We start from the raw sequence: 19,927 nt of genomic DNA on the forward strand, positions 1-19,927 counted from the left end.
GCTCATACTTCATCGACAAGCGTACGGACGAGGTCGATGGACGCTGTCGGTGTCAACGCCTGATCGGCTATGGCGGTGAAGTTCAGGCTATATGATTCGACTTCCTTCGGGGCTTCGACGTAGACGCATCCGGTGAGGTACTCGGCGAAGCCGACATCCGTGAATTCAGGGTCAGGGAACGACAGGATGATGAACGGCGAGTCCATAGCTGGGTGTGCCCCTGCTGTGAACGGCAGGACTTGGATGGTCACGTGCTGAAGTTCGGCCATGGACAGCAGGTGTTCGAGTTGAGTCCGCATTGTTTCGGGGCCACCTACCTGCTGGCGAAGAGCGCACTCGTGCACCACCGCATGCAGGGCCAGAGGGCATTCGCCGTAGAGGTTGGCTTGGCGCTGGGCACGTAGTGCGGCTCGCTCTTCAGTGACCGAAGGTTCCACGCTTGGTAGCCATGCCCGCATGAGCTCAGTGGCGTAGGACTCGGTTTGGAGCAGGCCGGGGATTAGTTCGAAGCAGTACTCCTTGAGCGAGGATGCTTCCGACTCCAGCCCTACGTACTCATCGAAGTCTTGTTTCAGTGCATCCGTACCGTAGCTTTGCCACCAGCCTCGTTGGCGCGCTTGGACAGCGAGGGCCATGTACTGATCGCGTTCCTGCTCGGATATGCCGTAGATGGTCGCCAGAGCGATGATCTCGGCGGTTCCTGGGATCTGTTCAGCGTTTTCGTATCTACTGACCTTGGCCTTCGACCAACCGAGCACGTCGGCTACGTCTTCCTGCCGCATCTGCGCGTGTTCTCGCCAGCTGCGCAGGCGTCGTACTAGCTTGCGGAGCCGGACTGTAGGGCTGATGCGTTCGTTCACCGCTACCTCCTGTGCGCGGTCTGCGTAGAGGTTATCTGCCGATGTGTTCATTCGGTTACTCCAATCGGGTGTATCAGTGAGAGATTCTGTTGATCAGGGTTGCACAAGTGAGAATTTCACTCCAGCATGGATACACGTCAGGAGGTTGAAGTGATGAACCTTACGGAGAGTCCTGGCATTTTCGCAGGGAAGACTCTCTACTGCCCCTATCCATCTGGGAGCAGAGCTGCGGCAGGACACATACGACTCACCGAACCTGCCCCGCTCCGGGAACGTGGTCACGTTCGTCGAGGGTGTCAGGGACGAGTCTCGGTTCCGACGCCGAACGACCAGGTGCCGTTGAGCAGGCACGTGCACCGGTGCTGCTCGGACTGTGTTCGTGCGGTTCCCGACTGCGCAAGAAGCGCGTTCTTCGATTTCTGACCACTCGTCCGGTGGTGGCGACCACCGGACGAGTAGCCCTTCCCGCGTAAGCCGGCAAGCACCACGCGGGGACGGCTCCATCCAGCGTTAATGACTGAGTGAGGAGCAAGGTCATGCTACCGCCTGAGTTCTGCGGGACAACCCGTGATGACACGTTCCGGGGACCCGAGCAAGACGCGGACGTGGTGTTTCTGGTGGTGGTGCCGCAGCAGTGGCCGCCGGACGGGCGGCGGCACGCGCTGCGGGAGCACCCCAGCAGGCATCAGGTGCGCACGCAGCTTCGCGCGGTGTGCGGCACGTCGGTGATCGTGCCGTTTCCGACCGTCCCCCAGCAGGGTGCGGCCGCAGTGAGCACCGCGGAGACGGTGGTCGACTGCGAGCACTGCGCCGCGGTGGTCCGCGAGCGCGGCTACCGCCGCGTGCTGCTGGAATCCGGGTGAGCTCGCGCGCCGACCGGCAGGCGCGTTTCGTGCTGGGGTGGGACTCCGGCTGGATCCATGCCACGAGTTCCCACCTGGCCGCTGATTTCCGACACGGCTGGGTGCTGTGCCTGTGCGGCGCGTGGATCGCTCTCGCGCCGCATCCGCCCGTGCTGCTGGATTTCTCCTGGCACGGCTACTGCGGGCCGTGCCTGATGACGCGCGCCGGCATCGCTGACCTGCGCAACGATCTCAGGGAGCCGTACCCGTCGTGGCTCGTGACGAGCTGAGAGAGCGGCTCGCCACGCTCCGCGCGACGGTCGGTTCCCCGCTCAACGATCCGGACCGGAACGCATGATCACTCTGATTCTGTCCATCTTGATTGCTTTTCTCCGACGGATACGGGCCGACAGCGGTGCCGTCCGAGTCGCCCCTGGGTCCTGTGTGGATTCCGCTGCTGGCAGCGGGGTCGGAGCGGCCTGCGAAGCCGCCGCTGTCACGGCGGAGATCCCGCGACCACGCGGGCTGGTGGCCGACCGAACGTGGATCGCGGGCGAGGGCGAGGCCCAGTGGCACGCCTGCGAGGTCGTGGTCGGCCTCGCTGCCACGTCCGCGCATGGTGCCTGCGGGCGCACCGTGCGCGGCTTGCGCGAGCGCAGCACCGGTTACGACCCGCCGGAGCAGCGGCACCGGTCGGTGTGCGGGCCGTGCCTGCACGCGATCGGCTACCTCCCGCCGCGCGCGGTGCTGCGCAGGCGACTCCCCCGAGTGACTGCTGCCCCCGATCCCCGGTGGCCGGGCACCGACCCGGACACCGGACAACCGGCCACGGCGACCGCGCTGCACGCGCGGGCGGAACCCGCCGGTTCCCACCCGGCCCGCACTCACCCGGCGGAGCTCCAGCCCGCGGCGTAGCGCTACAGACCACCCCGCCGGGCGACCTGACCAGCCCCGCGAACCCGGGAACACGTCGTGAATCTCCGACGAGCGGCGTGTACCCGTGCCCGCTCGGTCCAGCGACGTACCGGGCGGTCCTCCAGAACCCTCCGAGCTTTGTCCGAAAGGAAATAGAAGGGGATTAACGATGGCCGACCGGGTTCGGTGCTGCAAAGACGTGAAAGAGGTATCCACATGGATGTAGAACGTGACATGGCTGATGAGGGTGCTGCGGAGGACAGCGCGCAGCCCGGTGCTCTGCGTGCGGCCATGGTCGAGGAATTGCGCCAGATGGGCGCACTGCGCAGCGATCCGGTCGAGCGGGCTTTCCGGGTGGTGCCCCGGCATCTGTTCTCCCCGGAGGCACCGCTGATGGAGGCCTACGGGGTCAACCGGTCGGTGGTGGTCAAACGGGACGACGACGGGATGGCGCTGTCGACCGTCTCGGCTCCCAGTATGCAGGCCAACATGCTGGAGCAGACCGAGGTCCAGCCCGGTATGCGCGTGCTGGAGATCGGATCCGGTGGGGTCAACGCCGCGATGCTCGCCGAACTCGTTGGCGCGGAGGGCCACGTGACCACGGTCGACATCGACGCGGACGTGACCGAGCGCGCCCGGCGCGGACTGGCCGAGTCCGGATACGACCAAGTGCGGGTGGTCTGCGCCGACGCTGAACACGGCGTGGCCGACCAGGCGCCCTACGACCGGATCCTGGTCACCGTCGGGGTGTGGGACATCCCGCCCGCCTGGTTGGATCAGCTCGTCGAGGGCGGCAGGCTGATCGTCCCTCTTCGGTTGCAGGGGGTAATGCGGTCGATCGCGCTGGAACGCGCGGACGACCGGCTGACCAGCCGGAGCGTGCACCCGTGCGGGTTCGTGCCGGTGCAGGGCGCGGGTGCCCGCGAGGAGCACGTGGCGCTACTCGACGCGGACGTGGGGCTGCGGTTCGACGAGCAGCAGCATCTCGACACCGCCGGGCTCAGCGAGGCGTTGGCCACACCCCCTGAAGAGCGGTGGTCGGGAGTCACCATCGGTTCCCGGGAAATGATCGACGACCTGACTCTGTGGTTGACGACCACGCTGCCCGGCTGCGGCATGTTGACCGCGAAACAAGCCGCCATCGATCGCGGGCTCGTGGGCCGCCCCGCACGCCGGGGAGTTCCGGCAGCGGTTGACGGGGACAGCTTCGCCTACCGCGCCGCGGTGCGCGCCGCCGAGGACGAACGGCATGAACTCGGCGTACACGGCCACGGCCCTCGCGGCGCCGAACTCGCCGAGCAGTACGTCGACCTGATGCGCCAGTGGGACCGGCAACACCGTCACGGCCCCGGCGCCGTCATCGAGGTCCACCCCGCCCACACCCCCGATGAGCGGGTGAATCACGGGTTCGTGCTCGACAGGAACCACACCCGTGTCGTGATCTTCTGGCCCTGATCCTTCCTGGTCAGGGGCAGAAAACAGAAATATTCGAACACTGTGAAAGGAGTGTGTCCGACATGTCCGTACCTATCACGCTGTTCGCGCGGTTCGAAATCTCCGAGCGGAGTCCTTAGTCGCGTGCCACGACCCAACCCCGCCCGCTGCCGGTGGGACGTTTCACGCGAAACATCCCACCGGCGGGCGGGAATCACCGCTGCACGAGCTCCGGCGCGTGGGGCGCGATCGGGTTGGACAGGGTCCCGGCGAAGGCGAGCGCGCTGCTCGGGTCCTGCAGGTCGACCATCTGCTCGTTGTCCCCGAGCTGCAGCCTGTTCAGGCAGGACAGCGAGAACCACTCGGTGAACAGGTCGTGCCGCCGGAACTTGTCCCGCAGCTCGGGGTTGTCCCGCTGGTGGTCGGCCACGCACTCGGCCACGGTCCTCCAGAAGGCCTCCTCACTGAGCAGGCCCTCGGTGTGGGCGATCGAGCACAGGAAGCGGAAGAAGCAGTCGAACACGTCGGTGAGCAGGGACAGCTCGCGCAGGTGCTCCGGAACCACCGAGCGGATCCGCTCGACCTCGGGCGGAAGCTGCACATCGGCGTCGAGCACTGCGATCTCCTCGGCGACGTCCTTGAGCAGGGCGCCCTCGGGAACCCCGTCCTCGAGCACGAGGATGATGTTCTCGCCGTGCGGCATGGCCACCAGGTCGTGGGCGTAGAACAGGTGCAGCAGCGGCCGCAGGTAGACGTCCAGGTAGCGGCGCAGCCAGACCGCGGGCTCCAGCCCCGAGCGGGACACGAGCTCGCCGAGCACCGAGTCCCCGAAGCGGTCCACGTGCAGCAGCGCGGCCATGCTCACCAGCCGCTGCCCGGAGCGGATCTTCGGCACGGGGCTCTCCCGCCAGAGCGCGGCCAGCATCTTGCGGTAGGGGGAGCTCTTCGAGCCCGCTGCCTCGTAGTACTCGTTGTGGTAGCCGATCGCCGCCCGCTCGCGCAGGATGTCGAACCCCGAGTCGGCGAGCTGCCGATCACGCGCGATCAGCCCGGACAGCCAGTCGTTGATGGCCGGGGTCGCCTTCATGTACTCGGCGGACAACCCGCGCAGGAACCCCATGTTGCGCACCGACAGCGCCGTTTTCACGTAGTGCTTCGACGGCGAGCTCTCGTTGAACATGGTGCGCACGGACTGCTGCGGGCGGTAGGAGTCGGAGCCGCGTCCGAGGTGGACGAGGTTGTTCCGCGCCACCTCGGCGGCGAAGGTCACCGAGAGCTTGTTCTCCCACTGCCACGGGTGCACCGGGAAGAGGTGGTACTCCTCCGGGTCGAGCCCGCGCTCGCGCAGCCCGGCGGCGAACGCCTCCCGCTCCGCCTCGTCCAGTTCGGACGAGATCAGTTCCGCGTAGCTCGTCTCGGAGGACACGGTGAACGTGGACCGGTCGCGGTGCGCGGCCATCCAGACCAGGGAGACGGACTGCCCTGCCTCCGGCGCGTACTCGGTGAACTCGGTGCTGTCGAACCCGATGCGCCCGCTGTTGGCCACGAAGCACGGGTGCCCCTCGGTGAGCCCCGCCTCCACCGCCTGGAAACCGGCGTCGAGCAGTTCCGCCGAGCGCGTGGCGGGCATGGCCAGCTTGAACGCGCTGCTGGACAGCGTGCTGCTGATCTCCTCCAGGTAGACGGGCAGCATCTCCGTGCGCAGCCCCAGGGTCTCGCGGAACTCCAGGAACAGCGCGAGCACGTCGAGCGGTTGCTCGCTGCCCGCGGAGCGCCTGGTGATGCTGTCGGCGTCGACCCGCCAGTGCCGCAGGCTCCCGATCTCGGCGGCGAAGCGGTACTCCACCAGCCCGTCGTCGCTGCTCACCCGGTAGTGCCCCGGTGCGGTCTCCGCGGGCTCCAGCAGGCGTTCGTGGGAGAACTCGGCCAGTGCCTTGCGCACCAGTAATCGGTTGGCGGTCTCCCAGTGGTGCGGGGTCAGATGGGCCGCGACCTCGCGCGGTGCGGATGCGCTGCTCAACGGGATGCCTCCTGGTCGTGCTCGGCGGGCACCGTCGCCTGGTACTGGGCGCGGGTACAGGTGCTGAGAAGGGCTGTCTTGCCCGGAAGGGACACGGTTCCGACCACCTCGAAACCGACGGTGCTGTTGAGCCGGTGCACGGAGGTGTTGCGCACGTCGGGCTCGACGACCACGCGCTGGTTGTCCGGATCGGACAGCAGCAGTTCCATGACGGTGCGCAGCACTCCGAGGGTGAATCCGCGCAGGGGCGTCGTGGTCGGGGCGACCAGGAAGTGCATGCCCACGTCGCCCGGCAGCACCCGGTACGCATCGGCCAGTTCGCTGCCGGCCGGGTCGTAGCGCTCCATCACGAAGGCGGGCGTCCCGTCGTGCGTGCCCAGCAGCGCGTCGTGCCCTGGGGTGGCCGCTACGTCGGTGAACTGCCGCGCCACGTCGTCCCGCGTGGCCTCGTTCATCAGCCAGAACGCGGACTTGGGGTGGGTGAGCCAGCTGTGCAGCAGGTCGACGTCCGCGGCCGGGTCGACGTGGCGGACCGCGAACTCCCCGAGGCGCGGGTCGGTGCGGGTGAAAACGACGTCGCTCATGCCACCGGCTCCTCTCCCGCTCGACTCCGCTGCTCGGGAGCGGCGAACTGCTGGAAGGCGATCGAGCGCTCGATCGGGTAGTACTCCTCGCCGAGCATCTCCCGGATGATGCAGGAGTTGCGGTAGGCGGCCATGCCGAGATCCGGGGCGACGAATCCGTGCGTGTGCAGCTCGGCGTTCTGCACGAAGATCTCGGAGCCCTTCGGGTCGATGCTGTAGTTCCGCCCGACGTCGAAGCGCCCGGCCTCGTCCCAGCTGATCCGGTCGGTCACGGGCTCGAGCAGTTCGGGGACCTCGTAGCGGTACCCGGTCGCCAGCACCAGGCCATCGGTGTCCAGGGTGAAGTCAGCGCCCTGCTCCTGCTGGCGCAGGCTCAGCGTGTACTTCCCGCTGTCCGGGTCGTGGTGCGCCGCGGTGAGCGCGGTGTTGGTCATCAGCCTGGTCGAGCAGCGCGCCGACAGGTTCTTCACGTAGAGCAGGTCGAAGATGTTGTCGACCAGCTCGGCGCTGATCCCCTTGTACAGGCCGTGCTGCTCGGCCAGCAGCGACTCCCTGGTGCGCTCCGGCAGCGAGTGGAAGTAGTCGGTGTACTCGGGAGAGGTCATCTCCAGCGTCAGCTTCGTGTACTCCAGCGGGAAGAACCTGGGCGAGCGCGTCACCCAGTTGAGCGTGTAGCCGTGCTTGTCGATCTCGCCGAGCAGGTCGTAGTAGATCTCGGCCGCGCTCTGCCCGCTGCCGACGACGGTGACGCTGTCCTTGCTCAACAGCGAGTCCCTGCGCTCCAGGTACTCGGAGTTGTGGAAGGCGTCGCCTCCGATCCCCCGGCACGCCTCGGGGACGTGCGGCGGCGTCCCGGTCCCGAGCACCAGGCGGCGGGCCCGGTGCGTGTCGACGCGTCCGCTGGACAGCTCGGTGGCGCGCACCAGGTAGGTCGCGGAGCGCTCGTCGTACTCGACCGAGGTCACCTCGGTGCCGAACCGGACGTTGTCGAGCTTGCGCGCCGCCCAGCGGCAGTAGTCGTTGTACTCGAGCCGGGGCGGGAACCAGTCCGCGCGGATGTAGAAGGAGTACAGCCTGCCGACCTCCTTGAGGTAGTTCAGGAAGGAGAACGGCGAGGTCGGGTCGGCCATGCTCACCAGGTCGGCCAGGAACGGCGTCTGCAGGGTGCTGTTTTCCAGCATCATCCCGCTGTGCCAGTCGAAGTCGGGTTTCCGCTCCAGGAAGAGCCCGTTGAGCTCGCCGATCGGCTCGGTCAGGCAGGCCAGTCCCAGGTTGAACGGCCCGACTCCGATGGCGATGAAGTCGTGCGTGGGTTGCATCCGTGCTCCGGTTCGTCGTGTTCTCGGCTGGTTCGGCGCTGTTCGAGCCGAACTTCGATCAGCTGGCTCGGCGCTGTTCGAGTTCCCGGGCGGTTCCGTGCTCCTCCAGGTACTGTCCGGCGTGCTCGGCCACGAGCTCGAGCACCGCGGTGATGTCGGCGCGCGTGGCCCTCGGGTTGAGCAGGGTGAACTTCAGGTGGTTGCGCCCGTCCACGACCGTCTCCGCGATCGCAGCCTCCGCCGAGTCGTAGAGCGCGCCGCGGGCGTGCAGGTTCGCCCGGTCGCAGAGCTCGGGGTCGATGTCGGCGCGCGGGACGTAGCGGAACACCAGCGTGCTGAGCTCGGGGCGGGTGACCACTTCGAAGCGGGGGTCGGCGTTCAGCGCCTCCCAGGCCTGCTGGGCCAGGTCCAGCACGTCGTCGAAGAGCTCGCCGAGGGCGTCCGGCCCCATCGTGCGCAGCGTGAGCCAGAGCTTGAGCGCGTCGAACCTCCGCGTGGTCTGGATGCTCTTGTCCACCTGGTTCGGGATCAGCTGCTGCGCGTGGCGCTCCGGGTTGAGGTAGTCGGCGTGGTAGGTGACGTGGCGCAGCGTCTCCCGGTCCCGCACCAGCACGGCGCTGGAGCTGACCGGCTGGAAGAAGGACTTGTGGTAGTCGACCACCACCGAGTCGGCGTGCTCGATCCCGGTCAGGGACGGGCCCTTGCCGGAGATCAGCAGCCCGCAGCCGTAGGCGGCGTCCACGTGCATCCAGACCCCGGCTCGGGCGCAGCTGCCCGCTATCTCCAGGAGCGGGTCGATGCTGCCGAAGTCCGTGGTGCCCGCGGTGGCGACCACGGCCATCGGGGTCAGCCCCCGGTCGCGGCAGTCGTCCAGCGCTGCGTCCAGCGCGGACGGGACCATCCGCCGCTGCTCGTCGCAGTCCACCGGGATCACCGATTCGGAGCCGAGCCCGAGCAGCTTGGCCGCCTTGACGATGCTGAAGTGGCTGTCGCGGGAGGTCAGGATCCGCATCCTGGAGAGCCGCTCGCCGGTGTCGGCGGTGTCCTCCTGCGCGGTCAAGGCCTGCTCGCGGGCCAGCAGCAGGGCCTGCAGGTTGGACTGGGTCCCTCCGCTGGTGAACACCCCGTCGGCCTGCTCGCCCAGTCCGACGCGACCGGTGGTCCAGTCGATCAGCTGTTGTTCGATGAACGTGCCGCCCGCGCTCTGGTCCCAGGTGTCCAGTGAGGAGTTGATCGCCGAGCCGATGGCCTCGGCGAGCAGCGCCGGGATGACGACCGGGCAGTTGAGGTGGGCCAGGTAGCGCGGGTGGTGGAAGTGGACCGCGTCGCGGAGGTAGACCTTCTCCAGTTCGTCCAGCGCCTCGTTCGTGTCGCGCAGCGGGGAGTCCAGGTCGATCCGCTTGGTTTCCTGTTCGAGCTGTTCCGGTCGGATTCCGGTGGTGGGCCTGTCGCGTCCGGTGAGCTCACCGATCACGCGTTCGACGCCCTGCAGGACCGATGAGTGGTAGGCGGCGGTGTTGTGCTCGTCCAGCAGGTTCTCGCGCGGATCGTCCCGCTGTGCTGGTGTTCCGGACGGTTCCTCGTGCTGGTGGGCGAGGAAACTCATGACCCGTCCTCCTCGGTGCTCGGTGTTGCGCTGATCGTTTCGGGGCCTGTGGTGGGGGCGAGGGGGTGTTCGAGCTGTGGTGAGCGCGAGCGGCGCGCGCCGCTCGGCACTCCGGACGGACGGCGTCCCGTGCTGCTGTTCGGTGTCGGGCGGTTCGTGGCACGACCTCCTGAGCAAGGTTAGCCTAACTTTCCGAGAACTTAGGCTAACCTATATCGCGCTCGCTGTGGCGTGACAACGTTCACGTTCGCGATCAGCGCCGAACCCGGTCGACGGATTGCCCGAGCGGTGCCGCTCGTGCTGGGCCGAGGAGGTGGGCTGAGCCGGAGAGTCGAGCGGGGGTGAACGGGAGGAACTCGCGGGATGTCAGCCCCGCGTCGCCGGGACGCGCAGGTCAGCGGGAGCTGTCGCGCAGCGCGCGGATCCGCTCCAGCAGCTTGTCCACCCGCTGCCTGCCGGTGGTCAGCTCCTCCAACCTCCGGTCCACGGTGCGCAGCTGCCGGTTCCGCTCGGCCGAGTCCAACCGCAACGTGCGGTCGATCTCACGCAGCTCGCCCTCGATCGCCTCGACCCGCTTGGCCAGCGCTTCGTCCAGGGCCAGGGACAACTGCTGCTCGGCCTCGATGAGCTGCTCCGAGACCAGCTGCTCCAGCGTGGAGCGAGCCTCGGCGACGACCTCGGTCAACCACTGCTTCACGTGCTGCTTGTCCGCCGCGTGCCTGCGCGTGCGGGCCATCCACCACCCCGCGCCCAGTCCCAGCGCGATCGTCACCGGCAGCACCACCGGGTTCAGCGCGCCCACCCCGACGCCGGCCAGCGGCAGCGCGGCGGCACGGCCCACCCCGAGCCCACCGGAGACGCCCATGAAGACCAGCAGCTTGTCCTCGGCCGTCGGCGGGCGCTTGTCCGGGCGGCGCAACGTGACCGGAGCCCTGTCACCCCTGGCGAGCTGGGAGCGGATCACGTTCAGCTCCTCGGCGGAGAACAGCTCGGCCAGGCAGGACCCGGCCACTTCGTCCAACCGGGTGGACAACAGCTCGGCGATCCGCCCGGACACCAGCTGCAGGGCCGAGTCGACCTGCTGGGGGAGCTGTTCCAACCTGGTCCGGTCGGCGGCGTCGATCTCGCGCCGGAACCGGCTCTGCACCTCGCGCACCCGGTCGGAGACCTCGTGGTTGACCTCCACCCGCGTGCGCTGGATCTGCCCCCTGAGCCGCACCTGCCAGCCGCGCGTGGAGGACTTGCGCTCGGCGGTCAGCTCGTCGCGCCTGCTGCGCAGCGACTCGGCCTCCTGCTCGCCCGAGCTCAGCGCGCGCCTCTCGGCCTCCAGTCTGGACACGAGCTCGTCCAGCACCGTGGACAACCCGCGCATGGTGTTGGCCTCGCCGAGCATCGCCGAGTGGTCCGCGAGCAACCGGCGCAGCGCGGAGCGCAGCTCCGCGATCCCGGAGCGCTGCCACAGCTCTTCGACCTTCCGCGCGTCCGGTGCCCGCCCGGCCAGTTCGGCCATGCGCGCCGAAACCGGGTGGAAGGGGGCCTCGGCGAAGCGGGGGGCGTGCTCGGCGAGCAGCTTCCTGTTCTCCTCCAGGACGCGTCGCCACCCGCGGTGCTGATCGGTCCTGGTCAGCGCGAACAGCACGGTCTCGACCCGGTCGCTGACCCCGCGCAGGAAGTCCAGCTCGCCACGTCCCAGCGGAGCCGAGGCGTCCACGACGAACAGCAGCGCCGTCGCCGAGGAGGCGGCCTCGGCGGCCAGCTCGTCGTGGACCGACTCGAGCCCGCCCACACCGGGCGTGTCGACCACCGTCAGCTCCTCGAGCAGCTCGATCGGGGCGTCGACCCTGATGTAGCGGGTCGGAAGCTCCCCGTGCGGGGGCTGCCCGGTGCCCGCGACCCGCTGCTCCAGCTCGTCCAGCCCGAACCGGAGCGGTCCGTCGCGCGCCGGGTGGCACGCGTACCCGGCCCGCTCGGAGCCGTGCTGGAACCACAGGTAGGTCGAGGTGGTCGCGCTCGCGTCCACAGGGGACAGCCCAGGCTCGCCCAGCAGCGCGTTGACCAGCGAGCTCTTGCCGCGGTTGGCCTCCCCGATCACGACCACGCTCGGCGTGCGCGGTCGCTCCGCGCGGATCCGCTCCACCCACTCGGCCGCATCCGGATCGACCTCGCGCAGCAGCGCGGACAGGGACTCGCGGGTCTGCTTGACCTGGGTGGGCAGCTGGGCGGCTGCCGCCACGTCGGCGCCGGGCAGCTGATCGATCGGGGAGTTCGGTGAGTTCGACGGCATGGGCTTCCGCTGTGGAGGAGGACGCGGACGGGGGTGCTCGTTCGGGGAGTGATCAGTCGCGCGGAGAGCGCGCCGTCCCCGGGGGCAGCTGGTACACCACCACCACCGGCGGGCGCAACATGCGGCCGCGATCGGCGAACCCGAGGGTCTCGGTCTCGGCTATGAGCCCGTCCAGCGTGTGGTCCGCGGTGTGGACCGTGCCGCCCGCTTCGTGCCGGGCCGGGTCGAAGGGCTCTCCCCGCGGGCGCAACGCCGTCACCCCGATCGAGTTCATGCCTTCTTCCAGGCGCTCGGTCACCCCGGTGCTGCGCGCCCTGTCGTAGGCGTACATGCACAGGTGGATCAGCGTCTCCCGCTCGGCCAGGGCCCGGTCCAGCGGATCGACGAGTGGTTCGTTGCTCAAAGCGGCCATGTGCTTTCCGAATTCGGTGTCGTCGTCTCGCACCGTGATCACGGCGGGACGATCTGCGCGGGCTGTCGGCGACGTCGTGCGTGCCTGGTCGCCTTCGACGCGAACGCGCCTCGCCCCGGTTCCACCTCCGGGTGAAAATCCCGAGCTCGGCGCCCTGCCCGCGGGCCGGTCCGCCCGGGGCGCGGCCGGGTGTCAGCGCAGCTGGCGCCAGATCAGGAAGTACGCGCGGTGCACCACGTGCGCCACCCGGCTCTGGGCCGGGGTGGCCCCCAGCGAGGCGAACGAGCGCCACCACTTCGCCCGCTCCAGCGCGAACTCGGTCAGCCGCTCGACGGGGGCTCCGGGCATCCCCAACCGCTCGGAGAAGTCCTCGGAACCGCCGAGTCGCAGGACCTCGTCGAGCAGGTCGGGCGGCAGCGCGACCGCTCCGGACGAGATCATGGTCAGCGCCTCGAGCAGCCTGAGCTGGTGCGCCTGCGGCTGGGTCAGCAGGCCCTCCAGCGCGGCGTGCAGCCGCTCGCGCTCGGTCGGGTCCGCGCAGGACTGCGCCACGGCGGCGACCGAGGCGAGTCCCGCCGCGGCCTTGATGCCGTCCGCGCGGCCGCGGAACACCGAGTTGAGCCGACTCAGCAGCGCGGACAGCCCGGAGGCCTCGTGCAGCCTGCTCCGCAGCCGCCCCGCGGTGATGTGCGGATCGGCGTCGATCTCCTCCAGGGCGCACCGGACGCCGTGCAGGTCCAGCAGTTCCAGCAGCCGTGCCCGCGTGTCGGCGGGAACTTCGCACTCCCACTCGGTGAACAGGTCCGCCGAGATCAGCATGGTCTCGCGCGTCGCCCCGTCCAGCGCGGCCAGCCGGTGCAGCGCTTCGGCGTCGGAGGAGGTGAACTCGCCGGACTCGGAGGTCTCGGCGAGCAGCCCGATCAGCGGCAGCACCTCGGCGACGCGTGGTTTGAGCTGCCGTTCCTGCTCGACCGCCAGCGCCCGTGCCGCCGTCCACGGCTCGCCCGCGCCGCCGCTGACCGAGTCCGGGTCGATCGTGTCCGCCTTGTTCAGCACGCCGAGCGCGTTGACCGGGCCGGAGGGGCGGCTGCCCGTGGCCGCCTTGAACGTGGACAGGGCCTGCCGGTCGTCGGCCCGCACCGACCGGGTGATCACGTGGAGCACCGCTTCGGCTCCCGCCACGGCCGCGTGCGAAACGGGGTCGAGCCGTTCGGAGTCCGCGCCGTCCTGCCCCCCGTTGCCGAGCACGGCTTCGGTGCGGGCGACCGAGTCGTCGTCCAGGGAGCCCAGTCCGGGGGTATCGATCACGGTCAGGTCGCGCAGCACGGCGTTGGTCAGGTACGCCTCGACGTGTGACACCCGCTCCGGGCGCACCCCCAGGTCGGTGGGGATGGCCCCCTCGGCGGTGAACGGCAGGGAGTACTTGTTCCCGTCGAGCAGGACGACCTCGATCCGGTCGACCGTCCCGTACTGGAACCGGGTGACCAACTTCGTGCACTCGCCCACGTCGGTGGGCGCGACCCGACGTCCGATCAGGGCGTTGACCAGTGTGGACTTCCCCGACTTGATTCGCCCCACCACGGCGAGCTGCAGCGGAGCGCTCAGCCGGTCGAGCACCTCGCCCAGGCCGGTGGCGGCTCGCTGCCCGACGCGCGGGCGCACCTCCGCGCACAGCCGCGCCACGGCGGCGGAGAGCGGGCCGCGCACGCGCTGATGAGTGGTCAAACCCAGCCACCTTCGCCGATCTCACGTGTCCCCAGGGCCGCTCCCGTCACCCGCCGGTGCCCCGAGCAGGAGGGCGGTCCCCGGTGGACGAAGCGGCGCGGAGAAGTCTAGGGGGAGCGCGCGGACTCGTGTGCGGCCAGGAGCGCAACTGCGCGGCACCGCTCGACGACGGCCCCGGTGGAACGTTTCGCGCGAGAAGTCCCACCGGGGCCCGCGGAGCACGAGCTCGGCCAGCGCCTCAGCCCGCCGAGCGCCTCAGTTCGCCGAGCGCAGCCCCCACGTGGCCGCGTGCCGCTCGCCCGGTTGCAGCACGCGTACGGCCTCGCCGGTGACGAACGCGTTCGGCGGGCAGGTGTTCGGCTCGACGGTGATGCCCGACCGGGCCGGTTGCTCGCGGCTCTCACTCGGGGCGTCGTCGGTGTAGACCTGCAGGTAGCCGTAGGCCTCGTCCATCCAGAGCAGCACCTGCCCGCCGTCCTCGAGCCCGAACCGCACGACCGCGTTGCCGTGCTCGTCCCGCGCGAGATCCTTGAACGCGGTGTCCATCTCGGTGGAGCCGATCTCGCGGCCCTCGCGGAAGTCGTACTCCGTGCCGGAGACCGCGGCGGTTCCGGTCGGGATGAGCCGGTCGTCGGTGCGGTAGTACGTCTCGGCGGGCAGCCGCAGTCTCATCCGGTCGGTGCCGCCGGGGCCTGCCGCCAGGTAGGTGTGGTTGGCCCAGCCGACGGGTGCCGCGCTGCTTCCCCGGTTCTCGGCGGTGAGCGTGCACCGCACGCCGTGGTGGTCCACGGTGTACTCGATCGAGAACTCCACGGAGAAGGGGTAGCCGTACTGCGGGTGCAGCAGGTACCGCAGCCGCACGCTGTCCGCCCCGTGGTGCACCGGCTCCCACTCGACGAAGTTCATCAGGCCGTGCAGCGCCGCCTGCCTGGACGGCTCGTTGATCGGGACCTGGAGCTGCTCGCCGCTGAACTCGTAGGACCCCTGGTCGATCCGATTGGGCCAGGGCAGGATGGTTTTCCCCTGGTAGCCCTCACCCGGGTCGTCGGGGGCGTGGGTCAGCAGCATCTCCGCGCCGTCCAGCCGCCAGGACAGCAGGGTCGCGGCCACTCCCGCGACGACGACGCGGTTGCGGCCCGAGCGGATCTCGTAGAGCCTGCCGTTGGCGGTCTGCTCGTACCGGCCGCGCCCCGGCCCGCGATGTCCGGGCGCCGGCTGCGCGGCGGCGGCCCCGGCCCCGAGGGCCGTTGCTGCCGTGCTCGCGGTGAGGGTGGTCAGCGCGCTGCGCCTGCTCCAGCCGCGCCCCTCGGTGGCGGAATCGCTCATGAACGTCCTTTCCGGTCGAACCGTTCGTGTCGTGGATCGGTGCGGTCCGGTGCGGCCCCGTTCCGCGGGGGAGTCCCCCGCGGGGGGCCGAGCGGGCTCGCCCGGCGAGCTGCGGGAGGTCTCGACGTCACCGGACCGGTGGGACCGGGCCGGGCGGCAGCGCTGCCGCCCGGCCCGGAGAGCGGGCGGGTCAGGGCGTTCCCGCGTCGATGATCGCCCGGTTGCTCCTGCGGATGGATTCCACGTCGGGCTTGGTGATCTTCCTGTCGTAGGTCATCAGGCCGTTGACCTCGTTCTCCACGTCAGACACCTGGGTGTAGACCGCCGCGGAGATCCCGTTCCGCTCGATGGCTCCGATCAGGTCCTCGGAGAGCTGGCCGTAGCGCTCGGTGAGCTCGGAGCTGTTGTCGGTCATCTCGTAGGCGTGCGGGTCACCGGGCCAGAGGTGGCCCTGCTCGACGAGCCCGAGGCCGCCGTACTCGCCGTCCACGGCGGCGCGCTCGGCCGTGGCCGTCGGGGTTCCCGGGCCGACGTAGGTGTGATCGTCGTAGATGTCGCCCGCCCCGGTGTCGGGCAGCGAGTTGCAGCAGTTGACCCCGCTGGAGGCGTCGACCAGCCGGTCGGGGTCCTGTCGCTGGATCTCGCGCGTGATGCGGGCGGTGTCGAACTCGCCCCAGCCCTCGTTGAACGGCACCCAGGTCACCAGCGAGGTCACGCTGTCGAGCTGGTCGACGACCGCCGCGGTCTCGGCCTCGAAGTTGGCCCGGGACTGCTCGTCAGGGGGTCCGTGGGTGCCGCCCACGTTCGCGGACAGGGCGGGCATGTCCTGCCAGACCAGCATCCCCATCCGGTCGGCCCAGTAGTACCAGCGCTTCGGGGCGACCTTGATGTGCTTGCGCAGCATGTTGAAGCCCATCCGCTTGGCCTGGGCGATGTCGTGGCGCATGGCCTCGTCGGTGGGTGGGGTGTGCAGCCCGTCCGGCCAGAACCCCTGGTCGAGCATTCCCTGCTGGAACAGGATCTCGCCGTTGAGCGCCATCCGCTGTCGGCCCTGCGCGTCGGTGGTCAGGCCGATCGAGCGCATGCCCGCGTAGCTGTCGACCCGGTCCAGCTCGCGTCCGGAGGCGTCCAGCAGGCGCACTGTCAGGTCGTAGAGGTAGGGATCGTCGGGGCTCCACAGCCTGGGGTCCGGCACCGGGGCCTCCACCGTCGATCCGGCCCGCGTGCTGGTTCGCGAGACGACCTCGCCGTTCTCGCGGGAGACCACGGTCTCGACGCTGGCGGCTTCGGAGCCGCTGATCTCCGGTTCGAGCCGGAAGCTTCGCGAGTCGAGTTGTGGGGTGATGTTCAGCTCGCTCAGGTGGGTGTTCGAGACCGGTTCGAGCCAGACGGTCTGCCAGATCCCCGAGGAGCCGGTGTAGAAGATCCCGCCGGGCTGGTTGCTCTGCTTGCCCACCGGGTAGGAGCTGTCCTCGTTGGTGTCGGTCGCTGCCACGGTGACCCGCTGCTGCTTCCCGGGGCGCAGCGCGTCGCTGACGTCGAGCGTGAACGAGGTGAACCCGCCCCGGTGCGAACCGACCCGCTCACCGTTCACCCAAACGGTGGCCTGCTGGTCGACCGCTCCGAAGTGCAGCAGCAGTTTCCCACCGCGCCACGAGTGGGGGACCTTGAAATCGCGCTGGTAGAGCATGTGGTCGTCGTGGCGCTGGATGCCGGACAGCCCGGACTCGACGGGGTAGGGGACGAGCACTCGCTCGTCGAGGTTCCCGTTCCCGTCGGGTGGGGTGGCTCCGCCCGCGTAGCGCCACTCGCCGTTGAGGTTCTTCCAGTGCTTCCGCTTCATCTGGGGGCGCGGGTACTCCGGCAGGGCGTTGTTCGGACCGACCTGTTCGGTCCACGGGGTGCTCAGCGGCGGCTCCTTCGGGGTCCACTGCTTCAGGGGGGTGGCTGCCCCGGCCGGCACGGCGCTCAGGGCGAGGGTGCTCGCGAGCACGAGTCCGCCGAGGGTGCCGAAGAGCCGTCTGCGGGCGGGCCGTCGTGATTCCATCGATCCTCCTCACACGACATCAGGTGACTCCGCCCCGGGTGCGAGGTTCTCCGCCGCGCAAGTACCGGTGGCACATTCGGCAACAAAGAGCAACACAACCGGACGGCAGTCACCATCAACGAACATTGGTGTCGTAGAACACAACTCGCGTCAACATCACCGGGCGAGAATGCTCCGCCGGGAGCAGTGCCGCGGGGCTGAACGGCCGCACGTCGTCGACCGGAAGCGAAAACTCACCGGCCCGAGTGAGCGCGAGTGAGCGGTGGCGCTGCGCGGACCCGCTCGGGGCGCTGAAGCCGAGCGGCGGAAGCGTCCCGGACCGGACACGGCTACCCGGGGCGGACGCATGATCCCTCCCACCTGGGTGTGACGGGTCTTGCGACCGCGGAACGACGCGTCCGAGCAGCGCGACGGGCTACCGTTGGCGGACGTGCGGAGACTGAGTCTGTGGATGCGCGCCCACCCGAGCGCCGGGGACAGCGCGCTGATGCTGGTGGTGCTGCTGGCCGAGGTTCTGCGCGGCACGTTCGGCGAATCCGTCGCAGGCTCCCCGGCCCCGCACTGGGACGTGCTCGCCGGGGTGCTGCTGGTCCTGCCGCTGGTGCTGCGGAGGAACCTGCCGGTTCCGGTGGCCTACCTGGTGCTGCTCGGCCTGCTGGTTCAGCTGGTCACGCAGCAGGACATGATCACCCGTCCGGGGGCCTGCGCGGTGCTGGTCATGCTGTACACCCTGGTCGCCTACGTGGGCAGGAGCGCGGCGGCGTGCTACGCCTGCGGAGCCGTGGTGACGTGGTTGGTCCCGGTGGCGCTGTTCGACAACCCCCACGGGTGGACGCCCCTCGTGCTCTTCGCGGTCCAGCTGGGGCTCGGACTCGGGTTCTGCTGGGTGCTCGGCGAGTACGTCGGTGCGCGCAGGGCGTACCAGGAGGCCACGGAGAGCAGGCTGCGCAGCCTGGAGTTCGAACAGGACCAGCAGGCCAGGATCGCGGTGGCCGAGGAGCGCAACCGCATAGCCAGGGAACTGCACGACGTGCTCGCGCACTCGGTGAACGTGATGGTCACCCACGCCGACGGAGCCGCCTACGCGGTGCGGCGGAAACCGGAGCTGGCCGAGCAGGCCTTGGCGACCATAGGCAGCACCGGCAGGGACGCCCTGAGCGAGCTGCGGAGCCTGCTCCACGTGCTGCGTCACCCGGAGGAGCGGGACGACGCCGGGGACCGTTCCCCCCAGCCCGGTGCGAACGGTGTTCACGACCTCGTGGAACGCGTTCGTGCGCTGGGACTGCCGGTCACCCTGCGGATAGACGGGGAGCTGGACCGGGTGCCGACCGGGCCGGGGCTGGCCATCTACCGCATCGTCCAGGAATCGCTGACCAACGTGCTCAAGCACGCGGGGTGGAACGCGACGGCGACGGTGTCGCTGGAGGAGACGGGCGCCGGCATGCGCATCGAGGTGTCCGACAGCGGGGCGCGCGGCGTGCTGGCTCCGCGGACTCCGCAACCCTCCGGGGGCAACGGCGTCATCGGGATGCGGGAACGGGCCACCGTCTACGGCGGGAGCCTCGAAGCGGGCCCGAACGCCGAGGGCGGTTGGTGCGTGCGCACCGAGCTCCCGCTGGAGGGCGAGCGAGCCGTGGCCGGGGCCTCGTAGCCGGGACCCGTAGCCTGCCCCCCGGAACCGGGATCCCCGCGGGCAGCGCAGGCCCGCCGCTCCCGCCGGAAGCCGCGGAGACGGCGCGCGAGGTTCCGTCCCCGCGCCGTCGAGCGACCCCGGAGGCGGGGAGCTGCTATAGGCTGACCGGCATGGTTCGCGTGGTACTGGTCGACGATCAGGAACTCATGAGGGTCGGCCTGCGCATGGTGCTGGACTCCCAGCAGGACGTGCAGGTGGTCGACGAAGCGGAGGACGGGGACTCCGCCGTGGCGAAGGCGCGCGAACACGCTCCGGACGTGGTGCTCATGGACGTCCGGATGCCGGGGACGGACGGGGTGCGCGCCACCGAGCTCATCGTGGGTGAGGACCTGGCCAAGGTGCTGGTGATGACCACCTTCGACCTCGACGACTACGCCCTGTCCGCGTTGCGGGCCGGGGCCGCCGGGTTCCTGCTCAAGGACACTCCGCCCGACGACCTGGTCTCGGCCGTGCGCTCCGTGCACGAGGGCGACGCCGTCGTCTCGCCCAGCGTGACCAAGCGGTTGCTGGACCGCTTCCTCGGGGCCTCCGGGGGCGAGCTGCGGGACGACTCCGTGCTGGAAGTGCTCACCGACCGCGAGCGCGAGGTCCTGGTCAACACGGCCCGTGGGCTGTCCAACGGCGAGATCGCCGAGCGCATGTTCCTCTCCGAGGCCACCGTGAAGACCCACGTCGGGCGGGTGCTGTCCAAGCTCGAGCTGCGTGATCGGGTGCAGGCCGTGGTGCTGGCCTACGAGACCGGTCTGGTGCGTCCGGGTGCGGAGTAGCTCCGCGCCCGGCGGAGCTCGTCCGGCTTCCCGCGGGGAGCTCGTTCGGCACGTTTCGTGCGAGACGGCGCACGTTCCGGCTGCGGCGGTGCG

16 protein-coding genes are annotated in these 19,927 nt (G+C 69.7%); 6 read left to right on the plus strand and 10 right to left on the minus strand.

Annotated features, from left to right (window positions below; all coding sequences use genetic code 11):
• Positions 1 to 2 precede the first annotated feature (2 nt).
• On the minus strand, positions 3 to 860 hold the full coding sequence (locus tag G9Q41_RS04375) for a helix-turn-helix transcriptional regulator (RefSeq protein WP_347567471.1): 858 nt from the start codon (positions 858 to 860) through the stop codon (positions 3 to 5).
• A 536-nt stretch (positions 861 to 1,396) separates the two neighbouring features.
• Here G9Q41_RS04375 and G9Q41_RS04380 point away from each other — a divergent pair.
• The 4 genes from G9Q41_RS04380 to fxlM all read left to right on the plus strand — a co-directional run bounded on the left by G9Q41_RS04380 (position 1,397) and on the right by fxlM (position 4,072).
• Entirely contained in the window at positions 1,397 to 1,723 is a 327-nt protein-coding gene (locus G9Q41_RS04380) for a hypothetical protein (RefSeq protein ID WP_139186575.1), read from the plus strand.
• Complete coding sequence (locus G9Q41_RS04385) at positions 1,720 to 1,992, plus strand: hypothetical protein (RefSeq protein ID WP_092525430.1); 273 nt, start codon at positions 1,720 to 1,722, stop codon at positions 1,990 to 1,992. The genes G9Q41_RS04380 and G9Q41_RS04385 overlap by 4 nt, the downstream gene beginning before the upstream one ends.
• A 154-nt stretch (positions 1,993 to 2,146) precedes the next feature.
• Entirely contained in the window at positions 2,147 to 2,617 is a 471-nt protein-coding gene (locus G9Q41_RS04390) for a hypothetical protein (protein ID WP_165632020.1), read from the plus strand.
• Positions 2,618 to 2,833: 216 nt separating this feature from the next.
• The gene (gene fxlM / locus G9Q41_RS04395) at positions 2,834 to 4,072 is read left to right on the plus strand and encodes a methyltransferase, FxLD system (RefSeq protein WP_242687130.1); all 1,239 of its coding nucleotides are present in this window, start codon (positions 2,834 to 2,836) and stop codon (positions 4,070 to 4,072) included.
• A 193-nt stretch (positions 4,073 to 4,265) separates the two neighbouring features.
• Here fxlM and G9Q41_RS04400 read toward each other — a convergent pair whose 3' ends face one another.
• From G9Q41_RS04400 to G9Q41_RS04440, 9 genes are all read right to left on the minus strand, one after another.
• Positions 4,266 to 6,071, minus strand: a complete 1,806-nt coding sequence (locus tag G9Q41_RS04400; protein WP_092525436.1) for an IucA/IucC family siderophore biosynthesis protein — start codon at positions 6,069 to 6,071, stop codon at positions 4,266 to 4,268.
• Entirely contained in the window at positions 6,068 to 6,655 is a 588-nt protein-coding gene (locus G9Q41_RS04405) for a GNAT family N-acetyltransferase (RefSeq protein ID WP_165632019.1), read from the minus strand. Before G9Q41_RS04405 ends, G9Q41_RS04400 begins: the two co-directional genes overlap by 4 nt.
• Positions 6,652 to 7,974 (minus strand): lysine N(6)-hydroxylase/L-ornithine N(5)-oxygenase family protein, encoded by a 1,323-nt coding sequence (locus G9Q41_RS04410; RefSeq protein WP_165632018.1) that lies wholly within the window; start codon positions 7,972 to 7,974, stop codon positions 6,652 to 6,654. The genes G9Q41_RS04405 and G9Q41_RS04410 overlap by 4 nt, the downstream gene beginning before the upstream one ends.
• A gap of 58 nt (positions 7,975 to 8,032) precedes the next feature.
• Positions 8,033 to 9,580 carry an aspartate aminotransferase family protein gene (locus tag G9Q41_RS04415; RefSeq protein WP_165632017.1) on the minus strand — a complete coding sequence of 516 codons (1,548 nt, stop codon included), beginning with the start codon at positions 9,578 to 9,580 and terminating at the stop codon, positions 8,033 to 8,035.
• Between the two features lie 394 nt (positions 9,581 to 9,974).
• Positions 9,975 to 11,864: a dynamin family protein gene (locus G9Q41_RS04420; RefSeq protein ID WP_207630580.1), complete on the minus strand. Its 1,890-nt coding sequence runs from the start codon at positions 11,862 to 11,864 to the stop codon at positions 9,975 to 9,977.
• A gap of 52 nt (positions 11,865 to 11,916) precedes the next feature.
• On the minus strand, positions 11,917 to 12,276 hold the full coding sequence (gene grpE / locus G9Q41_RS21765) for a nucleotide exchange factor GrpE (protein ID WP_092527873.1): 360 nt from the start codon (positions 12,274 to 12,276) through the stop codon (positions 11,917 to 11,919).
• A gap of 192 nt (positions 12,277 to 12,468) precedes the next feature.
• Positions 12,469 to 14,001 carry a dynamin family protein gene (locus G9Q41_RS04430; RefSeq protein WP_207630579.1) on the minus strand — a complete coding sequence of 511 codons (1,533 nt, stop codon included), beginning with the start codon at positions 13,999 to 14,001 and terminating at the stop codon, positions 12,469 to 12,471.
• Between the two features lie 255 nt (positions 14,002 to 14,256).
• The gene (locus tag G9Q41_RS04435) at positions 14,257 to 15,327 is read right to left on the minus strand and encodes an aldose 1-epimerase family protein (RefSeq protein ID WP_165632016.1); all 1,071 of its coding nucleotides are present in this window, start codon (positions 15,325 to 15,327) and stop codon (positions 14,257 to 14,259) included.
• A gap of 190 nt (positions 15,328 to 15,517) precedes the next feature.
• Positions 15,518 to 17,374, minus strand: a complete 1,857-nt coding sequence (locus tag G9Q41_RS04440; RefSeq protein WP_165632015.1) for a sugar-binding domain-containing protein — start codon at positions 17,372 to 17,374, stop codon at positions 15,518 to 15,520.
• A gap of 430 nt (positions 17,375 to 17,804) precedes the next feature.
• Between G9Q41_RS04440 and G9Q41_RS04445 the strand changes: the two genes are divergently transcribed.
• Positions 17,805 to 19,025, plus strand: a complete 1,221-nt coding sequence (locus tag G9Q41_RS04445) for a histidine kinase (RefSeq protein ID WP_165632014.1) — start codon at positions 17,805 to 17,807, stop codon at positions 19,023 to 19,025.
• A 152-nt stretch (positions 19,026 to 19,177) separates the two neighbouring features.
• Positions 19,178 to 19,834 carry a response regulator transcription factor gene (locus G9Q41_RS04450; RefSeq protein WP_092525452.1) on the plus strand — a complete coding sequence of 219 codons (657 nt, stop codon included), beginning with the start codon at positions 19,178 to 19,180 and terminating at the stop codon, positions 19,832 to 19,834.
• The last annotated feature ends 93 nt before the right edge of the window (positions 19,835 to 19,927 follow it).

It is taken from the genome of Actinopolyspora sp. BKK2, from assembly GCF_011291845.1.
GTDB lineage: Bacteria > Actinomycetota > Actinomycetes > Mycobacteriales > Pseudonocardiaceae > Actinopolyspora > Actinopolyspora saharensis.

Excerpts from the sequence above, each read along its gene's own strand:
- G9Q41_RS04450 (WP_092525452.1), top strand. The coding sequence starts at position 19,178 with ATGGTTCGCGTGGTACTGGTCGACGATCAGGAACTCATGAGGGTCGGC.
- G9Q41_RS04415 (WP_165632017.1), bottom strand. The coding sequence starts at position 9,580 with ATGAGTTTCCTCGCCCACCAGCACGAGGAACCGTCCGGAACACCAGCA.
- G9Q41_RS04420 (WP_207630580.1), bottom strand. The coding sequence starts at position 11,864 with ATGCCGTCGAACTCACCGAACTCCCCGATCGATCAGCTGCCCGGCGCC.
- G9Q41_RS04440 (WP_165632015.1), bottom strand. The coding sequence starts at position 17,374 with ATGGAATCACGACGGCCCGCCCGCAGACGGCTCTTCGGCACCCTCGGC.
- G9Q41_RS04410 (WP_165632018.1), bottom strand. The coding sequence starts at position 7,974 with ATGCAACCCACGCACGACTTCATCGCCATCGGAGTCGGGCCGTTCAAC.
- grpE (WP_092527873.1), bottom strand. The coding sequence starts at position 12,276 with ATGGCCGCTTTGAGCAACGAACCACTCGTCGATCCGCTGGACCGGGCC.
- G9Q41_RS04405 (WP_165632019.1), bottom strand. The coding sequence starts at position 6,655 with ATGAGCGACGTCGTTTTCACCCGCACCGACCCGCGCCTCGGGGAGTTC.
- G9Q41_RS04435 (WP_165632016.1), bottom strand. The coding sequence starts at position 15,327 with ATGAGCGATTCCGCCACCGAGGGGCGCGGCTGGAGCAGGCGCAGCGCG.
- G9Q41_RS04380 (WP_139186575.1), top strand. The coding sequence starts at position 1,397 with ATGCTACCGCCTGAGTTCTGCGGGACAACCCGTGATGACACGTTCCGG.
- fxlM (WP_242687130.1), top strand. The coding sequence starts at position 2,834 with ATGGATGTAGAACGTGACATGGCTGATGAGGGTGCTGCGGAGGACAGC.